The organism is Mesorhizobium sp. B2-3-7 (genome assembly GCF_006442695.1).
Lineage (GTDB): Bacteria > Pseudomonadota > Alphaproteobacteria > Rhizobiales > Rhizobiaceae > Mesorhizobium.
Genome location: NZ_VFVV01000004.1, coordinates 170,067 through 194,565, shown reverse-complemented (window position 1 = coordinate 194,565; position 24,499 = coordinate 170,067). Strand labels below are relative to the sequence as shown.

Annotated in this window: 22 protein-coding genes; 17 read left to right on the top strand and 5 right to left on the bottom strand. The window is 63.1% G+C overall.

What is annotated here, in order from left to right; translation table 11 throughout:
• Positions 1–74: 74 nt before the first annotated feature.
• The 3 genes from blaOXA to FJ940_RS10365 all read left to right on the top strand — a co-directional run bounded on the left by blaOXA (position 75) and on the right by FJ940_RS10365 (position 4,074).
• Complete coding sequence (gene blaOXA, locus FJ940_RS10375) at positions 75–893, top strand: class D beta-lactamase (protein ID WP_140517053.1); 819 nt, start codon at positions 75–77, stop codon at positions 891–893.
• 147 nt (positions 894–1,040) lie between these two features.
• A complete protein-coding gene (gene thrS / locus FJ940_RS10370; protein ID WP_140517051.1) occupies positions 1,041–3,017 on the top strand; it encodes a threonine--tRNA ligase in 1,977 nt (658 codons plus the stop codon).
• A 118-nt stretch (positions 3,018–3,135) separates the two neighbouring features.
• Positions 3,136–4,074: a GNAT family N-acetyltransferase gene (locus FJ940_RS10365; RefSeq protein ID WP_140656450.1), complete on the top strand. Its 939-nt coding sequence runs from the start codon at positions 3,136–3,138 to the stop codon at positions 4,072–4,074.
• 53 nt (positions 4,075–4,127) lie between these two features.
• Here FJ940_RS10365 and FJ940_RS10360 read toward each other — a convergent pair whose 3' ends face one another.
• Entirely contained in the window at positions 4,128–5,090 is a 963-nt protein-coding gene (locus FJ940_RS10360) for a hypothetical protein (protein WP_140517047.1), read from the bottom strand.
• A gap of 154 nt (positions 5,091–5,244) precedes the next feature.
• Here FJ940_RS10360 and FJ940_RS10355 point away from each other — a divergent pair, with 154 nt between their 5' ends.
• The 3 genes from FJ940_RS10355 to FJ940_RS10345 all read left to right on the top strand — a co-directional run bounded on the left by FJ940_RS10355 (position 5,245) and on the right by FJ940_RS10345 (position 7,315).
• Complete coding sequence (locus FJ940_RS10355; RefSeq protein ID WP_140495834.1) at positions 5,245–5,829, top strand: nitroreductase; 585 nt, start codon at positions 5,245–5,247, stop codon at positions 5,827–5,829.
• Positions 5,830–6,438, top strand: coding sequence for a flavin reductase family protein (locus FJ940_RS10350; protein ID WP_140495835.1), 609 nt, complete (start codon positions 5,830–5,832; stop codon positions 6,436–6,438). It begins immediately after the preceding gene.
• Positions 6,439–6,640: 202 nt separating this feature from the next.
• Positions 6,641–7,315 carry an isoprenylcysteine carboxylmethyltransferase family protein gene (locus FJ940_RS10345; RefSeq protein WP_140495836.1) on the top strand — a complete coding sequence of 225 codons (675 nt, stop codon included), beginning with the start codon at positions 6,641–6,643 and terminating at the stop codon, positions 7,313–7,315.
• 3 nt (positions 7,316–7,318) lie between these two features.
• Here FJ940_RS10345 and FJ940_RS10340 read toward each other — a convergent pair whose 3' ends face one another.
• Together FJ940_RS10340 and FJ940_RS10335 are read right to left on the bottom strand one after the other, a co-directional pair.
• Positions 7,319–8,200, bottom strand: coding sequence for a CoA ester lyase (locus FJ940_RS10340; protein WP_140656447.1), 882 nt, complete (start codon positions 8,198–8,200; stop codon positions 7,319–7,321).
• Positions 8,200–8,652, bottom strand: a complete 453-nt coding sequence (locus tag FJ940_RS10335) for a MaoC family dehydratase (RefSeq protein WP_140495838.1) — start codon at positions 8,650–8,652, stop codon at positions 8,200–8,202. The genes FJ940_RS10340 and FJ940_RS10335 overlap by 1 nt, the downstream gene beginning before the upstream one ends.
• Before the next feature lie 151 nt (positions 8,653–8,803).
• Between FJ940_RS10335 and FJ940_RS10330 the strand changes: the two genes are divergently transcribed.
• Complete coding sequence (locus tag FJ940_RS10330) at positions 8,804–9,928, top strand: DUF2336 domain-containing protein (protein ID WP_140520995.1); 1,125 nt, start codon at positions 8,804–8,806, stop codon at positions 9,926–9,928.
• 1 nt (position 9,929) lies between these two features.
• Here FJ940_RS10330 and FJ940_RS10325 read toward each other — a convergent pair whose 3' ends face one another.
• Complete coding sequence (locus FJ940_RS10325; protein ID WP_140656444.1) at positions 9,930–11,996, bottom strand: FUSC family protein; 2,067 nt, start codon at positions 11,994–11,996, stop codon at positions 9,930–9,932.
• A gap of 38 nt (positions 11,997–12,034) precedes the next feature.
• Complete coding sequence (gene parE / locus FJ940_RS10320) at positions 12,035–14,095, bottom strand: DNA topoisomerase IV subunit B (protein ID WP_140517037.1); 2,061 nt, start codon at positions 14,093–14,095, stop codon at positions 12,035–12,037.
• 235 nt (positions 14,096–14,330) lie between these two features.
• Between parE and cpaB the strand changes: the two genes are divergently transcribed.
• The 10 genes from cpaB to FJ940_RS10270 all read left to right on the top strand — a co-directional run bounded on the left by cpaB (position 14,331) and on the right by FJ940_RS10270 (position 24,498).
• Positions 14,331–15,257 carry a Flp pilus assembly protein CpaB gene (gene cpaB, locus FJ940_RS10315; RefSeq protein ID WP_246671066.1) on the top strand — a complete coding sequence of 309 codons (927 nt, stop codon included), beginning with the start codon at positions 14,331–14,333 and terminating at the stop codon, positions 15,255–15,257.
• Between the two features lie 116 nt (positions 15,258–15,373).
• The gene (locus tag FJ940_RS10310; RefSeq protein WP_181167416.1) at positions 15,374–16,759 is read left to right on the top strand and encodes a type II and III secretion system protein family protein; all 1,386 of its coding nucleotides are present in this window, start codon (positions 15,374–15,376) and stop codon (positions 16,757–16,759) included.
• 4 nt (positions 16,760–16,763) lie between these two features.
• A complete protein-coding gene (locus tag FJ940_RS10305) occupies positions 16,764–17,033 on the top strand; it encodes a hypothetical protein (protein ID WP_140555357.1) in 270 nt (89 codons plus the stop codon).
• Positions 17,034–17,057: 24 nt separating this feature from the next.
• Positions 17,058–18,272, top strand: a complete 1,215-nt coding sequence (locus FJ940_RS10300) for a response regulator (protein ID WP_140555359.1) — start codon at positions 17,058–17,060, stop codon at positions 18,270–18,272.
• Positions 18,269–19,690: a CpaF family protein gene (locus tag FJ940_RS10295; RefSeq protein ID WP_140564048.1), complete on the top strand. Its 1,422-nt coding sequence runs from the start codon at positions 18,269–18,271 to the stop codon at positions 19,688–19,690. The genes FJ940_RS10300 and FJ940_RS10295 overlap by 4 nt, the downstream gene beginning before the upstream one ends.
• A 4-nt stretch (positions 19,691–19,694) precedes the next feature.
• Positions 19,695–20,660 (top strand): type II secretion system F family protein, encoded by a 966-nt coding sequence (locus FJ940_RS10290; RefSeq protein ID WP_140648879.1) that lies wholly within the window; start codon positions 19,695–19,697, stop codon positions 20,658–20,660.
• A 1-nt stretch (position 20,661) separates the two neighbouring features.
• The gene (locus tag FJ940_RS10285) at positions 20,662–21,624 is read left to right on the top strand and encodes a type II secretion system F family protein (protein WP_140648880.1); all 963 of its coding nucleotides are present in this window, start codon (positions 20,662–20,664) and stop codon (positions 21,622–21,624) included.
• A gap of 72 nt (positions 21,625–21,696) precedes the next feature.
• Positions 21,697–22,515 carry a hypothetical protein gene (locus FJ940_RS10280; protein ID WP_224681051.1) on the top strand — a complete coding sequence of 273 codons (819 nt, stop codon included), beginning with the start codon at positions 21,697–21,699 and terminating at the stop codon, positions 22,513–22,515.
• A 161-nt stretch (positions 22,516–22,676) separates the two neighbouring features.
• Positions 22,677–23,147 carry a tetratricopeptide repeat protein gene (locus FJ940_RS10275; RefSeq protein ID WP_140656441.1) on the top strand — a complete coding sequence of 157 codons (471 nt, stop codon included), beginning with the start codon at positions 22,677–22,679 and terminating at the stop codon, positions 23,145–23,147.
• 175 nt (positions 23,148–23,322) lie between these two features.
• Positions 23,323–24,498, top strand: a complete 1,176-nt coding sequence (locus FJ940_RS10270; protein ID WP_140495851.1) for a diguanylate cyclase — start codon at positions 23,323–23,325, stop codon at positions 24,496–24,498.
• Position 24,499 lies beyond the last annotated feature (1 nt).

Genomic DNA, 24,499 nt, shown 5'->3' with positions numbered 1-24,499 from the left:
CGAATTTGAGACAAAATCGAGACAAGAGACCTCGCTAAGCCGCTCGCCGAACCCCCCTCTGGAGCGAGCATCCAATGCGCAATGTCGACCGTCTTCCCTTCATCCTTGCCGGAGTCCTGTTCCTGCTTGCCTGGCTTCTGGGATTTCCGATGCGCGCGCAGTCGGCGCCGCTCGGGGATGTGCAATGCACGCTGATCGCCGATGCGCAGAGCGGCAAGACGCTTTACCAAAACGGCGTCTGCGATCAGCGGTTCAGCCCGGCCTCGACGTTCAAGGTGCCGCTGTCGCTGATCGGTTACGATGCCGGCATACTAAGCGACGAGCACACGCCGAGCTGGGACTACAAACCTGAATTCAAGGCGGTCAAGCGGGACCACAAGACCGTCGATCCGATGATCTGGGAGCGGGACTCGGTGCTGTGGTATTCACGCGAGATCACCCGCCGGCTTGGACCGGAGAGCTTTGCCGGCTACGTCTCGAAGTTCGGCTATGGCAATGCGGACGTTTCCGGCGATCCCGGCAAGAATGACGGCCTGACTCATTCCTGGGTGAACTCCTCGCTCAAGATCACGCCGGTCGAGCAGGTCGATTTCCTGCGTAAGCTCCTCGCCGGCAAGATACCGGTCTCGGCCAAGGCTCACGACATGACGAAAGCCATCCTACCCAGCTTCAAGGCCGGCGACTGGACCGTCCAGGGCAAGACGGGCAGCACCAGGGGAGGCGAGGGCGGCAAGGACAGGCGTTCACTCGGCTGGTTCGTCGGCTGGGCGCAGAAAAACGGCCGCCAGATCGTGTTTGCCCGGCTCGTCGTCGATACGAAGCGGAGCGATATGCCGAAGGGGCTCGCGACGCGCGCGGCCTTCCTGAAGGACCTGCCGCTGCTGATTAAATAGCCGAGGCTTTACGGCGGCGGCATCTGCCCATAAAAGACTGCCGCCGCCGGACGCCTCCGGCTATCTGGCAGGCCGCAGCCTCGAACGGCTGACGACCTGCATTTCACCACCCGCGCTCGTTTGCGGGACTGGATAGGAGAATACCTGATGCTGAATGCCGTTTCCCTGACATTTCCCGATGGCTCCGTGCGCGACTACGATGCGGCGATGACCGGTGCAGGCCTTGCCGAATCGATCTCCAAGTCGCTGGCCAAGAAGGCCGTGGCCTATGCCATCGACGGTACCGTGCGCGATCTCTCCGATCCGCTCGGCAAGTCCGGCAAGATCGAGATCATCACCCGCGACGATCCGCGCGCGCTGGAACTCATCCGCCATGACGCGGCACATGTGCTGGCGGAGGCCGTGCAGGAGATATGGCCGGGAACGCAGGTGACCATCGGGCCGGTGATCGAGAACGGATTCTACTACGACTTCGCCCGCAACGAGCCGTTCACTCCGGACGACTTCCCGGTGATCGAGAAGAAGATGCGCGAGATCATTGCGCGCAACAAGCCGTTCACGAAGGAAGTCTGGTCGCGCGACAAGGCCAAAAAGGTCTTTGCCGACAAGGGCGAGCGCTACAAGCTGGAACTGATCGACGCCATTCCTGACGATCAGGATCTCAAGATCTACGCGCAAGGCGACTGGTTCGACCTTTGCCGCGGTCCGCATATGGCCTCGACCGGGCAGATCGGCAATGCCTTCAAGCTGATGAAGGTGGCGGGCGCCTATTGGCGCGGAGATTCGAACAACCCGATGCTGACGCGCATCTACGGCACGGCGTGGGCTGATCAGGCGCAGCTCGACGCCTACCAGACAATGCTGGAGGAAGCCGAAAAGCGCGACCACAGGAAGCTCGGCCGCGAGATGGATTTGTTCCATTTCCAGGAAGAGGGGCCCGGTGTCGTCTTCTGGCATGCCAAGGGCTGGAAGATGTTCCAGAACCTGGTCAACTACATGCGCCGCCGCCTCGACGAGCAGGGCTACCAGGAGGTCAACGCACCGCAGGTGCTCGACAAGAGCCTGTGGGAGACGTCGGGCCATTGGGGCTGGTACCGCGACGCCATGTTCAAGGTCACGGTTGCCGGCGACGACACCGATGACGACCGCGTGTTCGCGCTGAAGCCGATGAACTGTCCTGGCCATGTGCAGATATTCAAGCACGGGTTGAAATCCTATCGCGACCTGCCGGTAAAGCTTGCGGAATTCGGCAATGTGCATCGCTATGAGCCGTCGGGCGCGCTACACGGGCTGATGCGCGTGCGCGGTTTCACGCAGGATGACGCGCATATTTTCTGCACCGAGGAGCAACTGGCGTCGGAGTGCCTGCGTATCAACGATCTGATTCTGTCGACCTATGCCGATTTCGGCTTCGACGAAATCAGCGTGAAGCTGTCGACCCGGCCGGACAAGCGCGTCGGCACCGACGAAGCCTGGGATCACGCCGAAGCGATCATGAGCGGCGTGCTGGAGACGATCAGGACGCGATCGGGCAACCGCATCAAGACCTCGATCAATCCTGGCGAGGGCGCCTTCTACGGGCCGAAGTTCGAATATGTGCTGAAGGATGCCATCGGCCGCGAATGGCAATGCGGCACCACGCAGGTCGACTTCAACCTGCCGGAGCGTTTCGGTGCCTTCTACATCGGCTCGGATTCCGAGAAGAAACAGCCTGTCATGGTGCACCGTGCCATCTGCGGCTCGATGGAGCGCTTCCTCGGCATCCTGATCGAGAACTATTCCGGCCATTTCCCGCTGTGGTTCGCGCCGCTGCAGGTAGTGGTGGCGACGATCACTTCGGACGCCGACGGCTATGCGAACGAAGTGGTGGCGAAGCTGAAAGCCGCGGGCTTGTCCGCCGAGGCGGATCTGCGCAACGAGAAGATCAACTATAAGGTCCGTGAGCACAGCCTAGCCAAGGTTCCGGTCATCCTCGTCTGCGGCAAGCGCGAGGCGGAAGAGCAGACGGTCAACATGCGCCGCCTCGGATCGCGCGATCAGGAGTCGCTGGGTCTCGCCCAAGCGGTCGCGCAGCTGACCGAAGAAGCGGTCACGCCCGATCGCCGACGCAAACCTGCGGCCTGACCCGGTAGTATTTCAAGCGGAATGGCGGTGGAGCAGTCCGCCGCCATTTCCATATCGCACCGTCTTCACATCCCTCCATTTTCACATCCCTGTCACGGCAGTCTTGTAACAAGCCCTCATGCTCAAGCTGAAATTGCGTGAAAAACCGTTTCCCGAGCTTTCCTATGCTAATCCCCGACAGCCAGCGCTGACGCGGTGGGTCATCCATTCCATCGAAGGCCTGTCCGGACGCGACCGTTTTGCAGCGCTTTATGATTTTTGGCGCCGCCAGGTGGTCCCGTCCGGCGAGCGCGTGTTCAACCGCATGCTCGAATTGATCGATGTGCGGGTGCGAACCCCCGACCAATGGCCGCCGCAGACCCTGCCTGACACGCCGCTGGTGATCGTCGCCAATCATCCCTTTGGCATCGGCGACGGGATTGCCGTGCTGTCGCTGGCCGAGCAGCTTGGGCGGCCGTTCCGGGTCATGATCCACAAGGATCTGCTCAAGATCAGCGAGATGGAGCCCTACTCGCTGCCGTTCGACTTTTCCGAGACCAAGGACGCTCTGAAGAACAACATGGCGGTGCGTCACGAGGCTGTGCGGCTCTTGAAAGAACGTGTCACCATCGTGGTGTTTCCGGCCGGCGGCGTCGCCACCGCGCCGAAAGGTTTTGGCCAGGCACGCGATCTGCCATGGAAGATGTTTCCGGCCCGTCTCGTGCAGGATGCCAAGGCTTCCGTAGTGCCGATGCATTTCTCCGGCCAGAACGGCAGGCTGTTCCATCTGGTCAGCGGCCCCATGAACATGGCCGAGCGCGACGGGCGCGTGGCGAAGTTCGTCGGCAAGGCATCGCTGACGCTGCGCATTTCGCTGCTTATCCACGAGTTCGCCCGGCTTTCCGGCAAGTCGATCGACGTGCGTGTCGGCGATGTGCTGAACTGGAACGAACTGGAGCCCGTGCGCGACCGCAAGGCGCTGCTCGAGCGCCTCTATAGAGGCGTCTTCGATCTGGCGCCGCCGGTTCCTCGCCGCCGGATTCCATTCCTGCCGGCACGAGCCAAGCTGGCGGCGTAGGTCCATTTCGTGGAGATCCGAAGGGAAAGCGGCTCGAGGCTTTCCGGAATTGACTAATCCGCGCCTTCTTCCGGATCCATCGCGGCTGCTTCCGTCGCGAGAACCTCGATTTCCTGGTTCTGTCCGGCCACGACAGTGAAATCCTTCTGGTAGATCCGGTCGCGGTTCTTGGCGATGATCGTGTAGTCGCCTTCGGCCAGCACCATGGAGGCGAAGGCGCCGACGGTTTCCTTGATCGGATCGCCGGATTCGTTGAGCAGCGACCACGACGTGTCGGCGATCGCTTCGCCGCCCGCTTCACGCACCAGCTTCAAGGTAATCTCGGCGGCGTGATGCTCGACGGTGGCTTCGGTCAGCTTGCCGGCCTCGACGCGGATGTCGGAGCGGATGACGGCATTGACCGCGCCATAGGTCGAGACCACGTGGTAGATGCCGGCATTGAGACGCACGACGCTGTTGGGCTCGACGTCGGGAATGATCAGCGCGCGATCGCCATTGGGTTCGGCATTGCCCTCATAGATCGAAAAGCGCAACTTCTTTGGCGGGATGCGCGCCCCTCCGGAAAGGACGGCGTCGAGCTTCAGGCCGCCGGCATCGAGCACGAGGCTCTCGCGTTTGGCGTCCTTGCCGACAGTGATGCGCTTGGTGGCACCGGCCCGGCCGTAGGAAGCGTGAACCAGATAGCTGCCGGGTTCGAGCTGGAAGACCGCCGTGCCCCCATGGGCGGAAGCCACCATCGGCAATTTGCCGTTGACGGCCTCCGGCTTGAAGACGCGCCAGACGATACCGCGAGTGATATCGCCTCCCTTGTCGGTCAATTGCGCGGACAAGGTGATGGCGCCGCCGCCACCAAGCGCCAGCGATGTCTCGCCTTTCGGCGTCGCGTAGCTCGAAATTCCGGGAAGCTTCAGGTCGCTGACGCCATCCACGTTCTGTGCCACGGCAACGGAAACCGGCGCCATGAGCAGCAGGGTGCAGACCCAGATCAGGAAAAGACGCAAAGCCCCCTCAAACATGCCTTGCGTTGAAGCCCATGGCGGTGGCAATTTCAAGGCTTAAGAGTCCGACGGATACGACTCTCCAGCCTGGCGCGCCCGCGTCGATGCCCGAGCCGCCCCGCATTCCCATGGCGCGCTTCAGCTCAAAATCGAACTTAGGAGACTTGCGCCCATGGCGTCCCCGATCATCGACTTCCTGCTGACCCGCAATTCAGCGCCGATACCGGACTTGAAGGAGCCCGCGCCCGGCGACGCCGAGATCGCCACGATGATCGCCGCGGCCACGCGCGTGCCCGATCATGGCCGGCTCGAGCCCTGGCGCTTCATTCTTTATCGCGGTGATGCCCGCATCGAAATCGGCAGGAAGCTGGCGGCCCTTGCCGAACAGCGGGAGGGACCTTTACCGGATGGCCGCCGCAACCAGGAGCTGGCGCGCTTCTCGCGCGCGCCGCTGGTCATCGGCGTGGTGTCGGTGCCGAAGGAAAATCCAAAAATCCCGCAATGGGAGATGTTCCTGTCCGGCGGCATGGCGGCGATGAACCTGATGATTGCTGCCAACGCACTGGGCTATGGCACCAACATGATCAGCAACTGGTATTCAGACGTGCCGGAAGGCAGGGCGATCCTGGGGCTGGCGCCGCAAGAGCGCGTCATCGGCTTCGTCCATATCGGCTCCTATGGCGGCCCGGCGCCGGAGCGGCCGCGCCCCGATCCGGCAAAGCTTTATGCGGACTATGCCGGGCCCTGGGCGGGGTAAGTGTTCTACGAGCCGTCAAAGGGGCACGGACTGCCGCATGATCCGTCGAAGGCGATCGTGGCGCCGCGCCCGATCGGCTGGATCTCGACCCTTAACGGGGCCGGCGAGATCAACCTCGCGCCCTATTCCTTCTTCAATGCCGTTTCGACAAGGCCCTTCATCGTCTGGTTTTCCTCCGAGGGCGAGAAGGACAGTGCCTCCTTCGCTGAGGAGACCGGCGAGTTCGTCGCCAATCTGGTCGGCCGCGATCTCGCCGAGAAGATGAACCGGACGTCGGTCGACGCGCCGCGCGGCGTCAACGAGTTCGTTTATGCCGATCTCGCCATGGCGCCGTCGCGTCTTGTCGCGCCGCCGCGCGTGGCGGCCGCACCCGCCGCACTCGAATGCAAGGTGACCGAAGTGTTCCGGCCAAAGGCCCTGGACGGAACGCCGACCAGCGCCGTCGTCGTGGCCGGCGAAGTGATCGGCGTGCATATTGACGATGCCTACCTGAAAGACGGCCTGTTCGATATCAGCAAGGCCGGCAATGTCGCTCGCCTCGGCTACATGGATTATGCCAGCGTCAACGAAGTGTTTTCGATGCGCCGGCCGCGTTGGGGCAAGGATTAGCCCGCAAGGGGGCCCAGTCACTGTGCTTTCCTGAGGGCGAGCCGTCATCACGACGCGCCCTGAGCTTGATGACGCGGCATGACGAAACCTTCTGCACACCAGGACCGTTTCGTCCAGGCGCGGGATGGGCGATAGTCCGCTGAGGGTCGGCGGTAGTCTGTTGCTGGTAAATGCCGACGGCAAATATCATGGAAGGTTGATCATGGTCTCGAGATTGATCCTCCAGACGTTCGTGTGGTTCGGCGCCATGGGCGCGCTGCTTTTCCTGACAGCGGGTACGCTGACCTGGCCGGGAGCCTGGGTATATCTGGCGGTGATGACCGGGCTGAGCCTGACCCTTGGCGTGACGCTGGCCCGGCGCGATCCCGGGCTGATGAACGAACGGCTGAGCTCTCCCATCCAGAAGGACCAGACCGCGGCCGACAAGGTTCTGTTGAGCATACTCCTGCTCGGCATATTTGCCTGGCTGGCCTTCATGGGTTTCGACTACCGCTTCGGCTGGTCCGTCGTTCCGGTCTGGGTACAGGCGATCGGTGCGCTGGTTCTGCTGGTCGGACTATGGATCAGCTATCTGACGATGCTGGAGAATAGCTTCGCGGCGCCCGTCGTGAAGATCCAGGCGGAGCGCGGACAGCAAGTGATCACAACGGGTCCCTATAGCTATGTGCGCCATCCCATGTATGCCGGCGCCATCCTCTTCTTTGCCGGCACGGCTCTCCTGCTCGGCTCCTGGTGGGGGCTGGCACTGGTCGTCGTGTTCATCGTTCTCTTGGCCATCCGCACATTCATCGAGGAAAAAACGCTTCGCACCGGCCTGCGCGGCTATGACGACTATGCGGCCCATGTCCGCTACCGCCTGATCCCGTTGGTCTGGTAGCGGTCAGGCGGAGATTCCGGCTGCCCGGGCGCGTGCCAGAAGCCGCTCGGCCAGCCGCAGATGCGGCCGGTCATACATCTTGCCGTCGATGCCGACGACGCCGGGATTTCCCGCCGCCTGGAATGCCGCGACAATTGCCGCCGACTGTTGCACCGCTTCCACCGAGGGCGTGAAGGCGGCGTTTATGACCGGCACCTGATCAGGGTGGATCGCCATCTTGCCGGTGAAGCCGTCACGTTCGGCCTCCCTGCATTCGGCCTCGAAGGCCGCCATATCGCGGAAATTCGGGAAGACGGTGTCGATCGCCGCGACTTTCGCCGCGCCGGCGGCGAGAATGGTCATGGCGCGAGCGAAGCGGAATATTTCGGTGTAACGGCCATGTTGGTCGCGGGTGGTGCGCGCTCCGATCGCCGCCGACAGGTCTTCCGCGCCCCAGGTCAGCCCGGCAAGTCGCGCGCTTGCCCCGGCGTAGCTCGCCGCCGCCAGCACGGCCGCCGGTGTTTCGGTAATGATCGGCAGGATTTTTGTCGCGCCGTCGGCCAAGCCGTTCTCCGCTTCGCGCAGCCTGAGCTTTGCCGAGAGGTGCTGGACATCCTGGCCGCCAGCCGATTTGGGCAGCATGACGGCGTCGGGTTTTGCCGGGATAAGCGCCGCAAGATCGTCGTCCGTCAATCCCGTCGAAAGGTCGTTGACCCTGACGTAGATTGCCGACCTTGTTTTCGCCCTGTGGCTGGCGATGAAGCGCGCCGCGGTCATTCGCGCCGATGCCTTGTTTTGGGGCGCCACCGAATCCTCGAGGTCGACAATGACCACGTCTGCGCCGGCGCCAAAGCCCTTCTCCAGCTTCCTCTCGGAATCGCCGGGAACGAACAGCAGCGAACGCATCAGGCTACCTTCTTCAGCATCATGGCCTGTCTCGTGCATTTGGCGACGAGGTCGCCGTTCTGGTTATAGGCCCGATGTTCGAACTCGACGATGCCGCGATCGGGCTTCGACCTGGATTCGCGCACCGAGACGACAGTGGTCTCGACGCGGATGGTGTCGCCATGGAAGACCGGATGCGGAAACACCGTTTCCTTCATGCCGAGATTGGCGACCGTCGTACCGACGGTGATGTCGTTAACCGAAATGCCGATCATCAGGCCGAGCGTGAACAGCGAGTTGACCAGCGGCTTGCCCCATTCGCTCCTGGCGGCGAAATCGAAGTCGATATGCAGCGGCTGCGGGTTCAGCGTCATCACCGAGAACAGCATGTTGTCGCTTTCGGTGACAGTCTTGCGCAGCGTGTGCTGGAAGACATGGCCGACGACGAACTCCTCGAGATAAAGCCCAGCCATTTCATTCTCCTCCGCTGCTGGACGGTTGATAGGCGCTGCATCCAGCGCTCGCAAGCCAGTTAACGAACATGGTGAACGCTTCATAAACCAATTCGGCCTAACGTCCGGCACGGGGTCGGAAACCTTCCGGCAAGGGGCGTAAGCAGGCGGTATGGTTGTTGTCTCGCATTTCCTGAAATGGATCTACACGGCCAGGGTGTCGGAGCGCGCCGCGGCGGCAAGCGCGCTCGCCCGCGCCTATGTCGACGCGGAATTGCCGTTCGAGGATCGCTGCGCCGCCGAGGCGGCGCTGACCTTGCTGCTCGACGACGCATCGTCGAAGGTACGGCTGGCGATGGCCGAGGCGCTGTCCATGAGCCATCACGCACCGCCCCAGATCATCAGCGCGCTTGCTTCCGACCAGCCGGAAGTCGCCGGCGTCGTGCTGACGCGATCGCCACTGCTTACCGACGCAGACCTGATCGATCGCGTGGCTTCAGGTCCGAAGGCGACGCAAAAACTGATCGCCGATCGGCCATTGGTCTCGATGGCGCTGTCGGCGGCTATCGCAGAGATCGGCGAGGCGGAGGCCTGCGCCGTGCTTTTGGCCAACAGCGGGGCCGATGTCGCTTCGTTGAGTTTTCGCCGCATGGCCGAGCGCCACGGCCATCTGCCGCTGGTGCGCGAGGCGCTTATATCGGATTCACGCCTGCCCGCCGACTGCCGGCACATGCTGCTCGTCAAGCTCGGTGAGATGCTCAAGACCTCGCCGCTGGTCATGGCCTTGATGGGAGCCGCCCGGGCCGACCGCGTCATGCGCGACGCCTGCGTTAAGGCCTGCGTGACGCTGATCGAGAGCACGCGCCAGGAAGAGCATGCAGCACTGATCGAGCATCTCAGGCTACGCGGCGATCTCACCGCGAGCTTCCTCATCCGCACCATCGCGCATGGCAAGGTCGACTTCTTCGGCTCGGCGCTGGTCGCGCTCAGCCAGCAGTCCGCCCAAAGAGTGAGGGCGCTGCTGGCCGGCGGACACGACGTGGCCTTGCAGGCGCTGTTCCGCAGTGCCGGCCTGGCTGCCGCCACGCACGCGGTCATCTTGCGCGCGCTGAAAATCTGGCGAGAGGTCGCCAACGGCAAGCGCGTCGCCGGCGTGCAGGAAGTCAGCTGGTTGATGCTGAAGGAATTGGGCGGACAGTCCGCGGAAGGCGATCTCGCCGCGCTGATCAAGTCGATCCATCTCGCTGCGTTGCGTGAAAATGCGCGCGGCCATGCGCTGGCGATCGCAGCCGCTTAACTTAGCCTTTATCCCTGGCAAAAAAATCCGGAAAATCCTCCATCGCCGCCGCGACAATCCGTAGTGACGCCGCAATCTGGAGCATTTCACCAGTGGCGTTTCGCTGGGCGATGCCGGCGGCATACTGCCGGGCGACGGCAATGGTGGATGTCTGCGGATCGCCCGGGGCGCGGAAGAGCAGTTCGCGTGCCAGTCCACGCAGGAAGTTGGCGATCGAAAGCGTCGTCTCGGCCGGAACGGCGTGCGCCTGCTGTGCGCCACGCAGCCGCAGGACCTCCAGACCGACGGTGACGGCGGCGACACTGCCGCCCAGAACCGCTTCACCCTTCCTGCCGCTGGTCTGCACCAGCGGCATCAATTGGTTGATGCGGTCATAGGCGAGGCTCTCGAAGGCCGAACGCCTCGGCACGCGCTCGTGCAGGCAAAGCCGCGCCAGATCCTCGCGCATGGCCCGCACGATGCGGTGCGCCGCGAGCCATGGGTCGGCGGGCAGCACGATGATGAAGACGCCGATTGCCAAAAGGATGCCGACCAGGATCGAGGCCGAGCCGGCGAAGAACGGGCCCGGGTCGTAGGTCATCGCCTGGTGCGGGCTGAGGAAAGCAAGAAAATTGATGGCGAAGGCCGTCGCCACGCCGACATAGCGGGGATTGGCCATGGCGAGCGCCGCCGGCACCAGGATCGGTACGACGAACAGCATGAACCAGCCGAAACCAGGAAAAACGGGAAGCGCGATCTGGCCGACGAGAAAGGCAAAGGGCAGAGCCAACAGCGTTCCCTGGAAGAACCCCCAGGCTACCCGCACCGGATCGGGGCGGGCGGCAAACAAGCTCGACACGACGGCAACCAGAATGACCGTGCCGGCGGCTTCCGACCATCTCGTCGTCAGCCAGAAAGCGGCGACCAGCAGCGTTGCAAGTGCCGCGCGGACCGCGTTGCGGCTCGCCCCGTGATAGTCGCGATGTACAACCAGCGCCGGGGGGCTGCGTTCGCGTGAAGGCCGCGTGACGGGCGCACGCAAGGCATCGAGACCGCGCAGCGTCTGCTTCAGCGCTTCGGCGAAATCGGCGGCGATGGTGAGCCGGGTGACGGTGCCGACCCTGTCGCCGTCCTGGTCGGCCAAGGCGTCGGGCATTTGCTTCGCTTTGGCGCCGATCGCGTCGAGCCGTGCCAGCCAGGGCGCCGTATCGTCGAGCGCGCCCGGCGTCGCCGCCATTTCAGTGACGAGGGCTTGCAGCTCCGAGCGCACCGGAATGAGCGCCGCGTTCTTCGGTGCGGCGTGTGAATGCAGCGCGCGGGCCGCGGACAGGGCTGAAAGCAGTTGTCCAATGGTGCGCCGGACCGGATGGGCGCGCGGCGCGAAGCTCGGGGCCTCCAGCCTGGCATAGGCGCGCATCTCGGCGAGCGTCTGGGTGTCGGCGACCAGCTTCCGATGCAGGCCGGAAAGCATTGCCGTGTCGCCGCCGGAAAAGGCGCCGCCGGCATAGGTGGCAAGGTCGAGAATGCTGCGCTTCAGCCGCGAGATGATGGCCTCGCTGGCCAATTTGGGCAGGATCAGCCGACTGGTCAGGCCGGCGCAGACAATGCCGAGTACGATCTCGGCACAGCGCGCGACCGCGAGGTCGACGACGAGATGCGGCTGGCCAAACGCCGGCAAGCCGATGATCATCGCGGTATAGCCGGCCAGCGCCGCCCCGTAGGCTTCCGGGTTACGCAGCAGCGACGAGACGAAGGTGCAGAGGCCGATCCATAGGGCAAGCACCGTCACCAGCACCCAGGGATTCGTGCCGAAGACAGTGGTGATGGCAATTGCGGCAACACCGCCCGCCAGCGTGCCGAGCAACCGATAAAAGCCTTTCGCCAACACCATGCCGGCGACCGGCTGGGCAACGATGAACACCGTCATCATCGCCCATTGCGGGTGATCGAGCTTGAGGGCGTAGGCGGCCATAAGCGCGATCAGGCCGGCCGAGACCGTGCGCAAGGCGAAGATCCAGTCCGACCGGGTCGGCTGTGTCAGCCCGGCAAGAGCCGCTTCGAAATAGTCTTTCAGCCGTTGCCAGCTCACACGCGCGTCTCCGCAAGCCTTGATCGACCGGCCTGCGCTCAGATATCCAGCACTTCCGTTTCCGCGAATTCGGCGCGTTCCTGGATGAACCGGAAACGAGCCTCCGGCTTGGTGCCCATCAGCGCATCGATCGCGTCCTTGGTGGCGGCCTCGGCATCGATCACATCGACCCGGAGCAGCGTACGCTTCCTCGGGTCCATTGTGGTCTCCTTGAGCTGCGCGGCCATCATTTCGCCCAGGCCCTTGAAGCGACCGATCTCGACCTTGCCGCGCCCAGTGAACTCGGTGCGCAGCAATTCGTCCTTGTGCGCGTCGTCACGCGCATAGGCGACCTTGCCGCCCTGCCGGATCGAGTAGAGCGGCGGCACCGCCAGATAGAGATGTCCGCCGCGAACCAGGTTCGGCATCTCCTGGTAGAAGAAGGTGATCAGCAGCGAGGCGATGTGAGCGCCGTCGACGTCGGCGTCGGTCATGATGATGACGCGGTCGTAGCGAAGATCCTCGTCGCGGTATTTCGACCGCGTGCCGCAACCAAGCGCCTGGATCAGATCGGAAATCTGCTGGTTGGCGGCCAGCTTGTCGTTGCCGGCGCTGGCGACGTTGAGAATCTTGCCGCGCAGCGGCAGCACCGCCTGGCTGGCGCGGTCGCGCGCCTGCTTGGCAGAGCCGCCGGCCGAATCGCCTTCGACGATGAAGAGTTCGGCGCCGGCGGCCGCATTCTGCGTGCAATCGGCAAGCTTGCCCGGCAGGCGCAGCTTGCGCACCGCACTCTTGCGCGACACTTCCTTTTCCTGGCGGCGTCGTACCCGCTCGTCGGCGCGTGCGATAACCCATTCGAGCAGCTTCGACGCTTCCTGCGGATTGTCGGCCAGCCAATGGTCGAACGGGTCGCGGATCGCCGTCTCGACTATGCGGATCGCCTCGATCGTCGCCAGCCTGTCCTTGGTCTGGCCGACGAATTCAGGCTCGCGGATGAACACCGACAGCATGCCCGCCGCCGAGATCATGACATCCTCCGACGTGACGATCGAGGCGCGCTTGTTGCCGACGAGGTCGGCATAGGCGCGCAGGCCGCGCGTCAAGACGTTGCGGAAGCCGGCCTCGTGGGTGCCACCTTCGCCGGTCGGGATGGTGTTGCAGTAGGAGTTGATGAAGCCGTCGCCGCCGAACCAGGTCACTGCCCATTCCAGCGAGCCATGGCCGCCTTGCCTGTCGCTCTTGCCGGCGAAGATTTCGCGCGTCACCTGGAATTCGTCGCCAAGCGACGCTTTCAGATAGTCCTTGAGGCCGCCGGGAAAATGGAATTCGGCCTTGGCCGGAGTGGTGTCCTTTTCCTTGATCAGGGAGGGATCGCAGGTCCAGCGGATTTCGACGCCGCCGAACAGATAGGCTTTCGAGCGCGTCATGCGGTAGAGCCGCGCCGGTTCGAACGCGGCGCCCTTGCCGAAGATCTGCTCGTCGGGGTGGAAACGGGTCCTGGTGCCGCGCCGGTTGTGAACTTCGCCAAGATGCTCGAGGCCGCTGACCGGAATGCCGCGCGAGAAGCGCTGCCGGTAAAGTTGCCGTCCGCGCGCGACTTCGACTTCGAGATGATCCGACAGCGCATTGACCACGGAGACGCCGACGCCGTGCAGGCCGCCCGAGGTTTCATAGACCTTGCTATCGAACTTACCGCCCGAATGCAGCGTCGTCATGATCACTTCGAGCGCCGGCTTCTTGAACTTCGGATGCGGATCGACGGGAATGCCGCGGCCATTGTCGGTGACGGTGAGAAAGCCGTCAGCCGAAAGCTCGACATCGATGAATGTGGCATGGCCGGCAACCGCCTCGTCCATCGAGTTGTCGATGACCTCGGCGAACAGATGGTGCATGGCCTTGTCGTCGGTGCCGCCAATATACATGCCCGGACGGCGCCGCACCGGCTCCAGGCCTTCGAGTACCTCGATATCGGCGGCGCTGTAGCCCTCTGAGCCGTCACGAGACGCCGCCGCCGGACGCTTGGCTGCCGCCTGCACCAGCGGATCGGCCGGACGCGCCGGTGTGCGAACCGGTTGCGGCTGCTTCTCCAGATTGCCGAAAAGATCGTTGTTGTCGTCCATGCCTGCCATAGAGCCCAAGCTGCGAATCACCCGCCGATACTGCCACGCTTTTCAGCGCCAAGCGACGGAGGTTCCTGTTACGTTCGGGGATTAACCCCCTCTTATCCTAAAACCATTCGATAACCAAGCCGGCGGAAATCAGGCGGATAGCCAGCGAGAAGATTCCTGATTCTTTAACAATGCCGCCTAGCGTGAGCCAACATAACAAGAAACTACGGGCATCAGGGGTTTGGGCGTGAGGGGCAAGGCCATAACGATGATCGGCATCGCCGCCGTTTTCGGCGCGATCTCGATCTTTGCCGCGGATTTCTGGGTCAAGCGCCAGGCCAGGGCCGACGCCGAGGAGAAAACCGCGTCGATCGCGGCGCCCGCCGCGCCGACGGTCGAATTCAAGACCATCGTGGTGGCGAATGCACCGTTGCGGTACGGCATGGATCTCGACCGCGCGAAACTCAGCGAAATTCCGTGGCCGCAGGATTCGCTGCCGCAGGGCGCCTTCGCCACCATCGATGGACTGCTCGGGGACGGCAACCGCGTGGTGCTGTCGCCGATCGAGGTCAACGAACCGGTGCTGCTTACAAAGCTGTCCGGCCCGAATGGCCGCGCCACGCTCTCCAACATGCTGACGCCCGGCATGCGGGCCGTCACCATCCGCACCGACGAGATCGCGGGCGTCGGCGGCTTCGTCACGCCGGGCGACCGGGTCGATGTCGTGCTGACGCGCGATGCCGGCGAAATCCAGGAAGTGGCCAAGAATGCGCAAGGCGCCGCCGGTTCGACCATCACCTCAGAGATCGTCGTTGCCGACGCGAAGGTGCTGAGCGTCGGGCAGGGCGCCGACGAGCGCCAAACGACGCCGCAGGTGGCCAATTCCATAACCATCGAGGTGACCACCGAAGGCGCGCAGAAAGTGGCGCTGGCCCGCACTGTCGGCACGCTGTCGCTGTCGCTTCGCTCCGCCAGCGAGGGCGGCGAGGGCAAGGACGGTGTCACCACCATCTCCTCCTTTGGCGGATCGGTGGCGGGCAAGGCGCAGGCCGCGGCCGGCTCGCTGTTCGACGCCATGGCAAAGGAGCCTGAGAAGCCGAAATTCAAGACGGTCATCGTGACGCGTGGAACGACGGCCGAGGAATATCAGGTTCCTGCGCGGGACCAGAAATAGGAATATCAGGTTCCTGAGTGGAACCAGAGCAGGACCGGTGGGGACCGGACGGGACGGGAACAATGTTCAGGCAACTTCAATATCGAATGACAGGCCGGTTGCACGTCGCGCAGGCGATGGCGATGGCGGTGACGATGGCGGCGGCCGGCATCTTCGCCGGCCCGGCCAGGGCGGACAACGACATCGTCTATGTCTCGGCGACCAAGAACGCCTCGATCAAGGTCGCCAAGGGCAAGCCAAAGACGATCATGACGAGCGCGGCCTTCTACCAGATCGTCATCGGCGATCCGGAGATCGCCAACGTCAACCCGTTGACCGACAAATCCTTCTATGTGCTGGGCAACAATCTCGGCACCACTGGCATTGCGCTGTTCGACGAGAACAAGCAGCTCGTCGGCACCGTAGACATCGAAGTGACGCTCGATACCGACCAGTTGGCCGACACCATCCGCGCCAGCGTGCCGGACGCCAAGATCAAGGTCGGCTCCGCCAATGGCCGCGTCGTGCTGTCGGGCGAGGCGGATGACGCGGTCGCCGCCGAAAAGGCAAACAAGATCGCCACCCGCTTCTCCGGCAATGAGGAGGTGATCAATTCGGTCAACATCTCGTCCTCGCAGCAGGTCCAGCTCAATGTCCGCTTCGTCGAGATCAACCGCCAGGCGGGGCAGGATCTCGGCGCCAAATACAGTGCCAATTTCGCTTATGGCATGGGCGGACGCGACGTTACGATTGCTCCCGGCACCATTGAGCCGGCGGGGACCGGCGAGATCATCGGCAAGCTGCTGTCGAACGGCGTTTCCATCGACATCGCCATCAAGGCACTGGAAGAGCGCGGCCTGGCTCGTCGGCTGGCCGAGCCGAACCTGATCGCCCGGTCCGGCGAGACGGCGAGCTTCCTGGCCGGCGGCGAGTTTCCGATCCCGGTTTCCGAAGACAACGGCAAGATTTCCGTCAGCTACAAGAAGTACGGCGTCAGCCTGGATTTCACGCCCACCGTTCTGAAGGACGGGCTGGTCAGCCTCGACATCGCGCCGGAAGTCTCCTCGATCGACGCGTCGGCTTCCTACAATATCGGCAGCATCTCGGTGCCCGGCTTCATCGTGCGCCGCGCCAGGACGTCGGTCGACCTGAAGAACGGCCAGAGCTTCATGATCGCGGGGCTGCTGCAGTCGCAGAACGACATCACCACCTCGCGCATACCGGGCCTCGGCAAGATGCCTGTGCTCGGGGCCCTGTTCTCGTCGAAATCCTACCAGCGGCGCGAGACGGACCTGGTGATCATCGTCACGCCTTACCTGGTCAAGCCGGTGGATCCATCGAAGAAAATGGCCGAGCCGACCGATGGCACGCAGCCTGCCAGCAATGTCGACTATTTTCTCAACAACACCGAGGAGGTGAGGGCGTCGGACACCAATCGCGCATTGGCGCTGGCTGACGGCAGCGCCGCGCGTGCCGCTCCCGCCACCAAAGTCGGGCATTTCCTCGACCTGCCGAAGGACTGAAGCCATGCGTCTGGTCTTGAGCTCGAGCGTCGCCTTGCTGCTTGCCGGCTTCACCGCCGGCTGCACGAGCGACGATTATGTGCGCAGCGAAGGCGTGACGAGCGGCGCCGGGGATGCCCAGGCCGCCAACACCGTCATGCAGATGGTTGATCCCTGGAAATACGGCGTCCAGAACACCAGGCTTCTCGTGCCTGCCCAGCGCGGCAGCACGGAACCCGCCACCGCCGAGCAGGCGGCCAGCGCCAAGGCATCGCAAGCCAGCGCCGACAATTGATCCGAGATCATAGGCTGACAAGTAATGGCAAACCGCATCAAGACCAGGAAAATCCTGCTCATATCGACGGACAGAACCTTCGCGCAGGACACCCGGACGGCGTTTGCCGCCTCGGAGATCATCCAGCTCTCGACGGTGGAAAAGAACATCACCGAACTTCGCGGCGAGGTCCAGGAGGCCGATCTCGGCGCGATCATCGTCGATATGGACGCAGCGAAGCTTGAGGAGATCGATGCGCTGCAACGCGTCATGCGTCGGCTGGAAGGCAAGGCGCCGGTCGTGGTCGTCACCCAGGAATTCAACGCCGCCGCCGCGCGCATCCTCGTGCAGCTCAAGGTCGCGGATTTCCTGGTCAAGCCGATCACCACGGCCGATCTCGTACGTTCGGTGGTGCGTGCGCTGCAAGGGCCGGGGCGCGAGGAAAACACCGAGTCGCAGATCTACACCTTCATGCCCGCGGCTGGCGGCGTTGGCACCACGACGCTGGCTTTGCAGACCGCGTTCCAGCTGCATCATTCAGTGACGCGCGGCGCCTCGACCTGCGTGGTGGACCTCAATTTCCAGCAGGGCGCCTGCGCCGAATATCTCGACCTGGAGCCGCGTTTCGACATCACCGAAATCGAGAACCAGCCGGAGCGTCTCGACAGGCAATTGCTCGACGTGATGCTGTCCAAGCATGCCAGCGGGCTTTGTGTTCTGGCCGCACCGACGCAGCCGGCGGAGATGCGCTCGTTCAAGACCGATGTCGTGGTGCGGATGCTGGACCTCGTCTCGGCCTATTTCGACAATGTCGTCATCGACATGCCGCGCACCTGGTTTCCGTGGACGGAGACGGTGCTGCTCGGCTCCAACAAGCTCTACATCGTCGCCGAAATGACGGTACCGTGCCTGCGCCACACGCAACGCCTGATCCAGGCGGTCTACGAGACCGCCGGCAAGGAAGTGAAGCCGAACGTCATCGTCAACCGTTTCGAGCAGAAGATGTTTGACAGCGGCATCAAGCAGGCGGACGTCCAGGAAATCCTCGGCGAGCATTTCGTCGGCGGCATCGCCAACAATTACCGGCTGGTGCGCGAGGCCGTCGATCGCGGCGTGCCGCTGCACGAGATCGATGCCAATGCCAACGTCGTCAACGACCTCAAGAGGATCATCCTTCCGGAGGAAGTGGCGGCGGCGCCGGGCAAATCGAAATCGCTGTTCGGCTTCGGCAAGAGCCTTTTGAAGAGGAAGGCCGGATGAGCAGCCGCTTTTCCACCTTGCAGAACCGCGATGCGCGTCCGCAGCGCTCCGCCGAGCCGACGGCGGTTGCGCACCACGCGGTCGTCATCCCGACGAGCCGGAAGGTCTTGCCGGCGAAAGTCGAAGCCGTGCCGGGCAAGAGCGCCAACAAGGTGCTCGATGCGCGCGTGCGCATCCACCGGTTGCTGCTCGAGGAGATCAATCTTGTCGCGCTGGAGCGGCTGCCCAGGGACGAGATGCGCCGGCAGGTGCATGATTTCGTGTCGGAAAAGACGCGCGAAGAGCGGATGGCGATCAACACCGTCGAACTCGATGCCCTGGTCGACGACATCGTCGACGAGATGGTCGGGCTCGGCCCGCTCGAGCCGCTGCTCAAGGACCCCGATATCAACGATATCCTGATCAACGGCCATCAGAACTGCTTCGTCGAAAAGAAGGGCAAGCTGCAGCAGGTCCACATTCCGTTCAAGGATGAGGCGCATCTGCTTAGAATCATAAACAAAATCGTTGCCGCCGTCGGCCGCCGCGTCGACGAATCGCAGCCGATGGTCGACGCCCGCATGCTGGATGGCTCGCGTTTCAACGCCGCCATCCGTCCGGTGGCGGTCGACGGGCCGCTGGTGTCGATCCGCAAATTTTCCAAGAACAAGCTCGGCCTGCACCGGCTGGTCGAATTCGGCGCCATCACCCAGAACATGGCCGAAGTGCTTGCTGCGGCAGTACATGCCCGCAAGACGACGATCATTTCGGGCGGCACCGGTACCGGCAAGACGACCATGCTCAACGCGCTGTCGGCCTTCATTCCCGAGGACGAGCGGCTGATCACCATCGAGGACGCGGCGGAGCTTCAGTTGCAGCAGCCGCATGTCGCGCGCATGGAAACCCGGCCGGCCAACATCGAAGGCCATGGCGAGCTCAAGCAGCGCGACCTCGTCAAGAACGCGCTGCGCATGCGGCCTGATCGCGTCATCCTCGGCGAGTGCCGCGGCGAGGAGGCCTTCGACATGCTGCAGGCCATGAACACCGGCCATGAAGGGTCGATGGCCACCATTCACGCCAATACGCCGCGCGATGCCATTTCGCGGCTCGAGCAGATGCTGGGCATGACCGGCATGCCGATGACGGTGCAGTCGATCCGCAGCCAGATCGCCAGCGCCATCGACATCATCGTCCAGTTGACCCGGCTCTCCGACGGCAAGCGCAAGGTGACGAGCGTCGCCGAGGTGACGGGCATGGAAGGCGACGTCATCCAGATGCAGGAGATCTTCCGCTTCGTGCGCACCGGCATGGACGCCGATGGCACGATCCTCGGCCATTTCGAAGCGACCGGGATCCGGCCGCGCTTCCTGGAGGATCTTCGCGCCATGGGCATCGAGTTTCCCGGGCGTTATTTCGAACCCGGCCGGCCGCAGGAGTAACCAGGTGTTGGATGGGTTCAGCGCGATCTATGTCGTCTATGCCGGGGCTGCATTGACCGGCATCATGATCGCCGAGGCCGTTTACCTGCTCTATGCCGGCCGCAGCGACAGGCGCACCGCCATAAACCGGCGCATGAAGCTGCAGGAAAACAGGATCAGTCAGGAACAGGTGCTGATCCAATTGCGTAAGGAGCGTGGTCTCGATGCGGGCACGTCGCTGTTCTCGCCTGACCGTTTTCGCGCGCTGCGCGCTCAGTCGGGCATGATCATGCCGCTTTCGAAGTTCCTGATGATCACTTCGGGGATGGCGTTGGCAGCGGCCCTTGTCGCCATCTGGTATGGCTTGCCGCTGCTGATGGGCGCCATTCTGTTTGTCGTCGTGGTGCCGGTGCTGCCGGTGATGGCGATGCGCTCCATGCGCAAGCGCAGGCTGAAGCGGTTCGGCATGCAGTTGCCGGAAGCGCTGGAACTGATTACGCGCGGCCTCAAGGCCGGCCATCCGGTGCCGGTGGCCATCGCCATGGTGTCGCGCGAAATGCCCGACCCGATCGGCACCGAGTTCGGCGTGATTGCCGATGAGGTGACCTTTGGTTCGGATCTGGTTTCGGCGCTGAATTCGCTGTTCGACAGGGTCGGCCATGAGGATCTGCCGCTGTTCGTCACCGCCGTGTCGATCCAGACGAGTTCTGGCGGCAATCTGCGCGAAATCCTCGACGGACTGTCGACGACGATCCGCGAACGCGGCAAGCTGCGCCGCAAGGTGCGCGCCATTTCAACCGAAGGCCGTCTGTCGGCCTATATCCTGACGGCCGTGCCGGCGCTGCTGTTCACGACCATCATGGCATTCATGCCTGGGTATTACAGCGACGTCTGGGGCGTGCCGAAGACGTGGTACATGGTTGGTGGCTCGGTCACCTGGCTGATGCTGGGCAATCTGATCATGTTCAAAATGTCGAACTTCAAATTCTGACATGCAGAAGGTCGTCGAATTCCTCGCCTCGCTCGCGCCGACCTCGCTGATGCCGGTGGCTGTCCTGCTGCTGGCCGTGGGCGCTGCCGCTTTTGCCTGGCCGATGGTGGTGGCAAAGGGCGATCGCAACGAAGTCAGGCGCAGACTCAAGGTCGACGAGGGTCCAGTGGCCGCCAGGCCGGAACCGGCCCAGAAGAAGAATACCGGTGTCGTTCGCGAGAAGGCGGTGAAGAAGGCGCAGGAGTTCTACGCCAAGAGCGATCCGGAAAATGTCGCCCGCCTGCGCTTGAAACTCATCCAGGCGGGCTACATGGAGCCGCGCGCCGTCGGCATGTTCTTCCTCATCCGTTTCACGGCGATGGTGGGCATCGCGCTCGCCGTCTTCGTGCTCAACCGCTGGATGGCCAGTCCCGACGCCACGGTGACCAGCCGCTGGGCCTTCGTCGTGTTGTCGGGCGTGGCCGGCTATTTCCTGCCAGGGCTGGTGCTGACCCAGAAGATACGGGAAAAGATGCGCGAATACCGCAACGGCTTCCCCGATTTCATGGACCTGATGATCGTCTGTTCGGATGCCGGCATGAGCATGGAAGCGGGCGTCGAGCGCGTCTCGAAGGAACTCGCAAAGACCTACCCGTCGCTCAGCCAGAACCTGCAGCTCGTGTCGCTGGAGTTGCGGGCCGGGCGCGGCCTCGACGATGCACTGAAGGCGCTCGCCGATCGCCTGAGCCTGGACGAGGTGCGCTCCTTCGCCACGCTGCTGCAACAGTCCAAGGAGCTTGGCACCAGCCTGTCGGGGGCGCTGCGCGTCTTTTCCGACGAGATGCGCCACAAGCGCATGTCGCTGGCCGAGGAAAAGGCGCATGCCTTGCCGGCCAAGATGTCGGTGCCGGTCGTGGTTTGCATCCTGCCGGTGGTGCTGATGATCGCGGTCATTCCGATCATCGTCAAAATGACCGGCCACTAGGATTTGCTGATATTCAGTGAGGCCGGCCTGAGCGACCTGCGAAGTCCGTAAATGAGTGAGAAGTCCATGCGAATGCTGTTGCTCGTCCTCGGCCTTGCCGGGGCCAGTCTGTCGCCCGCCTGGGCTGCGGCCGATGATTGCGGCGATGCCGCTGCCCTGGTGCAGCAGGCCTATCCCAACGCCCGCAAAAGCGCTGACGGTGCCTCGTTCACGCTCGAACCCTACACCAGCATCGCCCTGACGTCTGCATTTGGCGACCCGCCGGGGCTGGTCTGCAAGATATGGCCCGCCCATGACGACCTGCTGTTGGTCGCGGTGCCGCTGATGGACAGCTCGCAACCCAGCGACTACGCGCATGCCGGCGATATCGAGCTTCTGGTCATCGACAGGAAGAGCCGGCAGGTGCGCCAGCGCCTGCTGCAGCCCGGGCTGATGAATGATGATGCCATCGCCATCCGCAAGGTCGAACTCGATACCGGCCGGTATGCGCTGGCGCCCGATGTCTCCGCCTTCGGCCTGCGCATCGAAATGGCGAACAATTCGCTGCCTAACCCTTTCAGTGAAATCGACCTGCGGCTCTATGCCATCGACAACGATGCCCTGCGGATGGTTCTCGATGGCCTGGTCGTGGCCGGCAATGGCGGCGAGGGCGATACCAATTGCGCCGGATCCTTCCATACCAGTCAGGTGAGCCTGGCGATGAGCCCGGCCAAACATCATGGCTACCACGACATGGTGGTGGTCGAACGGATGGACACCGACAATCCGTTGCCCGACAACAATGGCGAGTGCCAGTCCCATCCCGGCAAGTCCGTGAGCCAAACCTACCGGCTGCGCTATGACGGCAGCCGGTATACGGTTCCGGCGGGACTCAAGGCCCTGGAACCCTGAGAACGCCGCTGGCCATGGCTGAGGCGTTGCGGCCTGGTGGTTAATAGGTGGTGTACCCAAGGCCTAATTTTGGCGGCGTTTCGGCACCTAAGTTTAATTGCTTCGGTATAGTGTGTTTCCTGAAGAACGACCCGGCAAAAACCGGGCGATGGGGCAGGGGCATGCGTCACAGTAATTTCACGGCAATGGCCGCGATGGCGGCCGTCTTGATGATGTCTGGTTGTACGACGAGTGGCGTCGACACCACCAAAACCACCGCCATTCAACCGGCCGCGAAGGACGTCGGCACATCCGATCTGGCGGAAGGCAAGGCGCAATTTCGCGACGCGAATTACGGTCTTGCCGAACAGCATTTCCGCAAGGCCGTCGAGTTGAAGGCCGACAATCCGGAAGCCTGGATGGGCCTCGCCGCTTCCTATGACGAACTCGGCCGCTTCGACTTCGCCGATCGTGCCTACGATCAGTTGCTCAAGGTCGCCGGGCGCAAGCCGCAGATCGTCAACAATATGGGCTATTCGCAATTGCTGCGCGGCAACAGGAAAAAGGCAAGGGCGCTGCTGCTCGAAGCCAAGGCCGGCATGGCCGACCCCACGGTCGTCGATGCCAATCTTGCCCTCCTGAACAAGGGCTGACGGCTGTCTGGTGGCCACGATCGTCGCGAGGACGATTTTGGGACACTCGGCGTCGACGCTTTGTAAACTCTATCCGAAGGTCTCAGCCGGAAGATCAGTTGAAAATCATGTCTGATGGCTGTCGTTGACCTAGAATGCAGCGGTAAGGCCGACGCTCAGGGAACCCCCGCCCAATATGCTGGATTTCAGTTCGCTCCTGCTCGCAGCCGCGCTGTCGGGCATCTGCCTCAGCATCACCATGTTCGCGATCTGGTTCGCCGCGCCCCGGGCCAGCTTCGTGCTGACGGTGGGGTGCGGCATTCTCGTGCTCGTTGTGCATGTCATCCTGTTCTGGCGATACACGAAGGAGCCTGATCCGCTGCTTTGCCAGGTCGCGCTTGCATTGCTCAGCCTCGGTTTCCTGGTCATCTGCCTCTCGGCCATGCAGTATCTCGGCGTGCCGGATTACCGGCGTGCCATTTTGCCGACATTGGCCGCCATGACGATCTGCGCGGCGGTGACTTCCCTCGGTCTCGACGGGGTAGGCTTCATCGTTACCTATGTAACGGTGACTGTGCTGCTCTCGGCGATCGGAACCATGTTCTGGCTCAACGGCAGTCATGATCGCAAAATCCTGCTGGTGGTTTCGTTCCTAGGCGGCACCTGTGCGGTGTCGTTTGCACTTTGCGCGGTCGTCCTGGTGGCCAAGGGGCAATGGACGCTCGGGGCAGCCCCCGATAACTGGGCCGAACGCCTGAATTCGGTCGTGGCCGTGGCCTGCATGACCGGTCTCGGCGCATTGACGCTTTCCCTGCATCACCTGCAGGCGCAGATCGAGCTGAAGGCCGAGACGATGACCGATCCGTTGACCGGGCTGATGAACCGCCGGGGATTGATGTCGCTCCATGGCGAACGGGCCTTCGGTCCGTTCATGGCTGTCGTCATGTTCGACCTCGATCATTTCAAGAAGACGAACGACATCTATGGTCACCCGGTGGGGGATCAGGTTCTGTGCCGCTTCGCCGCAGTCATCAGAAAATATGCCAGAACGGGCGTCGACGCCTTTCGTCTCGGCGGCGAGGAATTCGCGATCGTCATGTCCCGGGTGACCGAAGAGAGGGCTTACGAGCTCGCAAGCAAGATCGGCGTCGCCTTCGGCACCGAGATCGTTGCGACCTCCCACGGTCCCTTGCGCAGCACTGTCAGCGGAGGCATCGGCTTTGGCGGCGCCAACGGCAACAGCCTCGGCGAGGTGCTGGCCGAGGCGGACGCAGCGCTCTATGCCGCCAAGCGCGCGGGCCGCAATTGCGTCGTCAGCCACAAAAGGATGGGCAAGGCCGAGCCGATCAAGCCGGCCTTGCGCTCAGCATAGT

Bases quoted from the DNA above. Each gene is read 5' to 3' on its own strand.
- blaOXA (WP_140517053.1), top strand. From the start codon at position 75: ATGCGCAATGTCGACCGTCTTCCCTTCATCCTTGCCGGAGTCCTGTTC.
- thrS (WP_140517051.1), top strand. From the start codon at position 1,041: ATGCTGAATGCCGTTTCCCTGACATTTCCCGATGGCTCCGTGCGCGAC.
- FJ940_RS10365 (WP_140656450.1), top strand. From the start codon at position 3,136: ATGCTCAAGCTGAAATTGCGTGAAAAACCGTTTCCCGAGCTTTCCTAT.
- FJ940_RS10360 (WP_140517047.1), bottom strand. From the start codon at position 5,090: ATGTTTGAGGGGGCTTTGCGTCTTTTCCTGATCTGGGTCTGCACCCTG.
- FJ940_RS10355 (WP_140495834.1), top strand. From the start codon at position 5,245: ATGGCGTCCCCGATCATCGACTTCCTGCTGACCCGCAATTCAGCGCCG.
- FJ940_RS10345 (WP_140495836.1), top strand. From the start codon at position 6,641: ATGGTCTCGAGATTGATCCTCCAGACGTTCGTGTGGTTCGGCGCCATG.
- FJ940_RS10340 (WP_140656447.1), bottom strand. From the start codon at position 8,200: ATGCGTTCGCTGCTGTTCGTTCCCGGCGATTCCGAGAGGAAGCTGGAG.
- FJ940_RS10335 (WP_140495838.1), bottom strand. From the start codon at position 8,652: ATGGCTGGGCTTTATCTCGAGGAGTTCGTCGTCGGCCATGTCTTCCAG.
- FJ940_RS10330 (WP_140520995.1), top strand. From the start codon at position 8,804: ATGGTTGTTGTCTCGCATTTCCTGAAATGGATCTACACGGCCAGGGTG.
- parE (WP_140517037.1), bottom strand. From the start codon at position 14,095: ATGGACGACAACAACGATCTTTTCGGCAATCTGGAGAAGCAGCCGCAA.
- FJ940_RS10310 (WP_181167416.1), top strand. From the start codon at position 15,374: ATGGCGATGGCGGTGACGATGGCGGCGGCCGGCATCTTCGCCGGCCCG.
- FJ940_RS10305 (WP_140555357.1), top strand. From the start codon at position 16,764: ATGCGTCTGGTCTTGAGCTCGAGCGTCGCCTTGCTGCTTGCCGGCTTC.
- FJ940_RS10300 (WP_140555359.1), top strand. From the start codon at position 17,058: ATGGCAAACCGCATCAAGACCAGGAAAATCCTGCTCATATCGACGGAC.
- FJ940_RS10295 (WP_140564048.1), top strand. From the start codon at position 18,269: ATGAGCAGCCGCTTTTCCACCTTGCAGAACCGCGATGCGCGTCCGCAG.
- FJ940_RS10285 (WP_140648880.1), top strand. From the start codon at position 20,662: ATGCAGAAGGTCGTCGAATTCCTCGCCTCGCTCGCGCCGACCTCGCTG.
- FJ940_RS10280 (WP_224681051.1), top strand. From the start codon at position 21,697: ATGCTGTTGCTCGTCCTCGGCCTTGCCGGGGCCAGTCTGTCGCCCGCC.
- FJ940_RS10275 (WP_140656441.1), top strand. From the start codon at position 22,677: ATGCGTCACAGTAATTTCACGGCAATGGCCGCGATGGCGGCCGTCTTG.
- FJ940_RS10270 (WP_140495851.1), top strand. From the start codon at position 23,323: ATGCTGGATTTCAGTTCGCTCCTGCTCGCAGCCGCGCTGTCGGGCATC.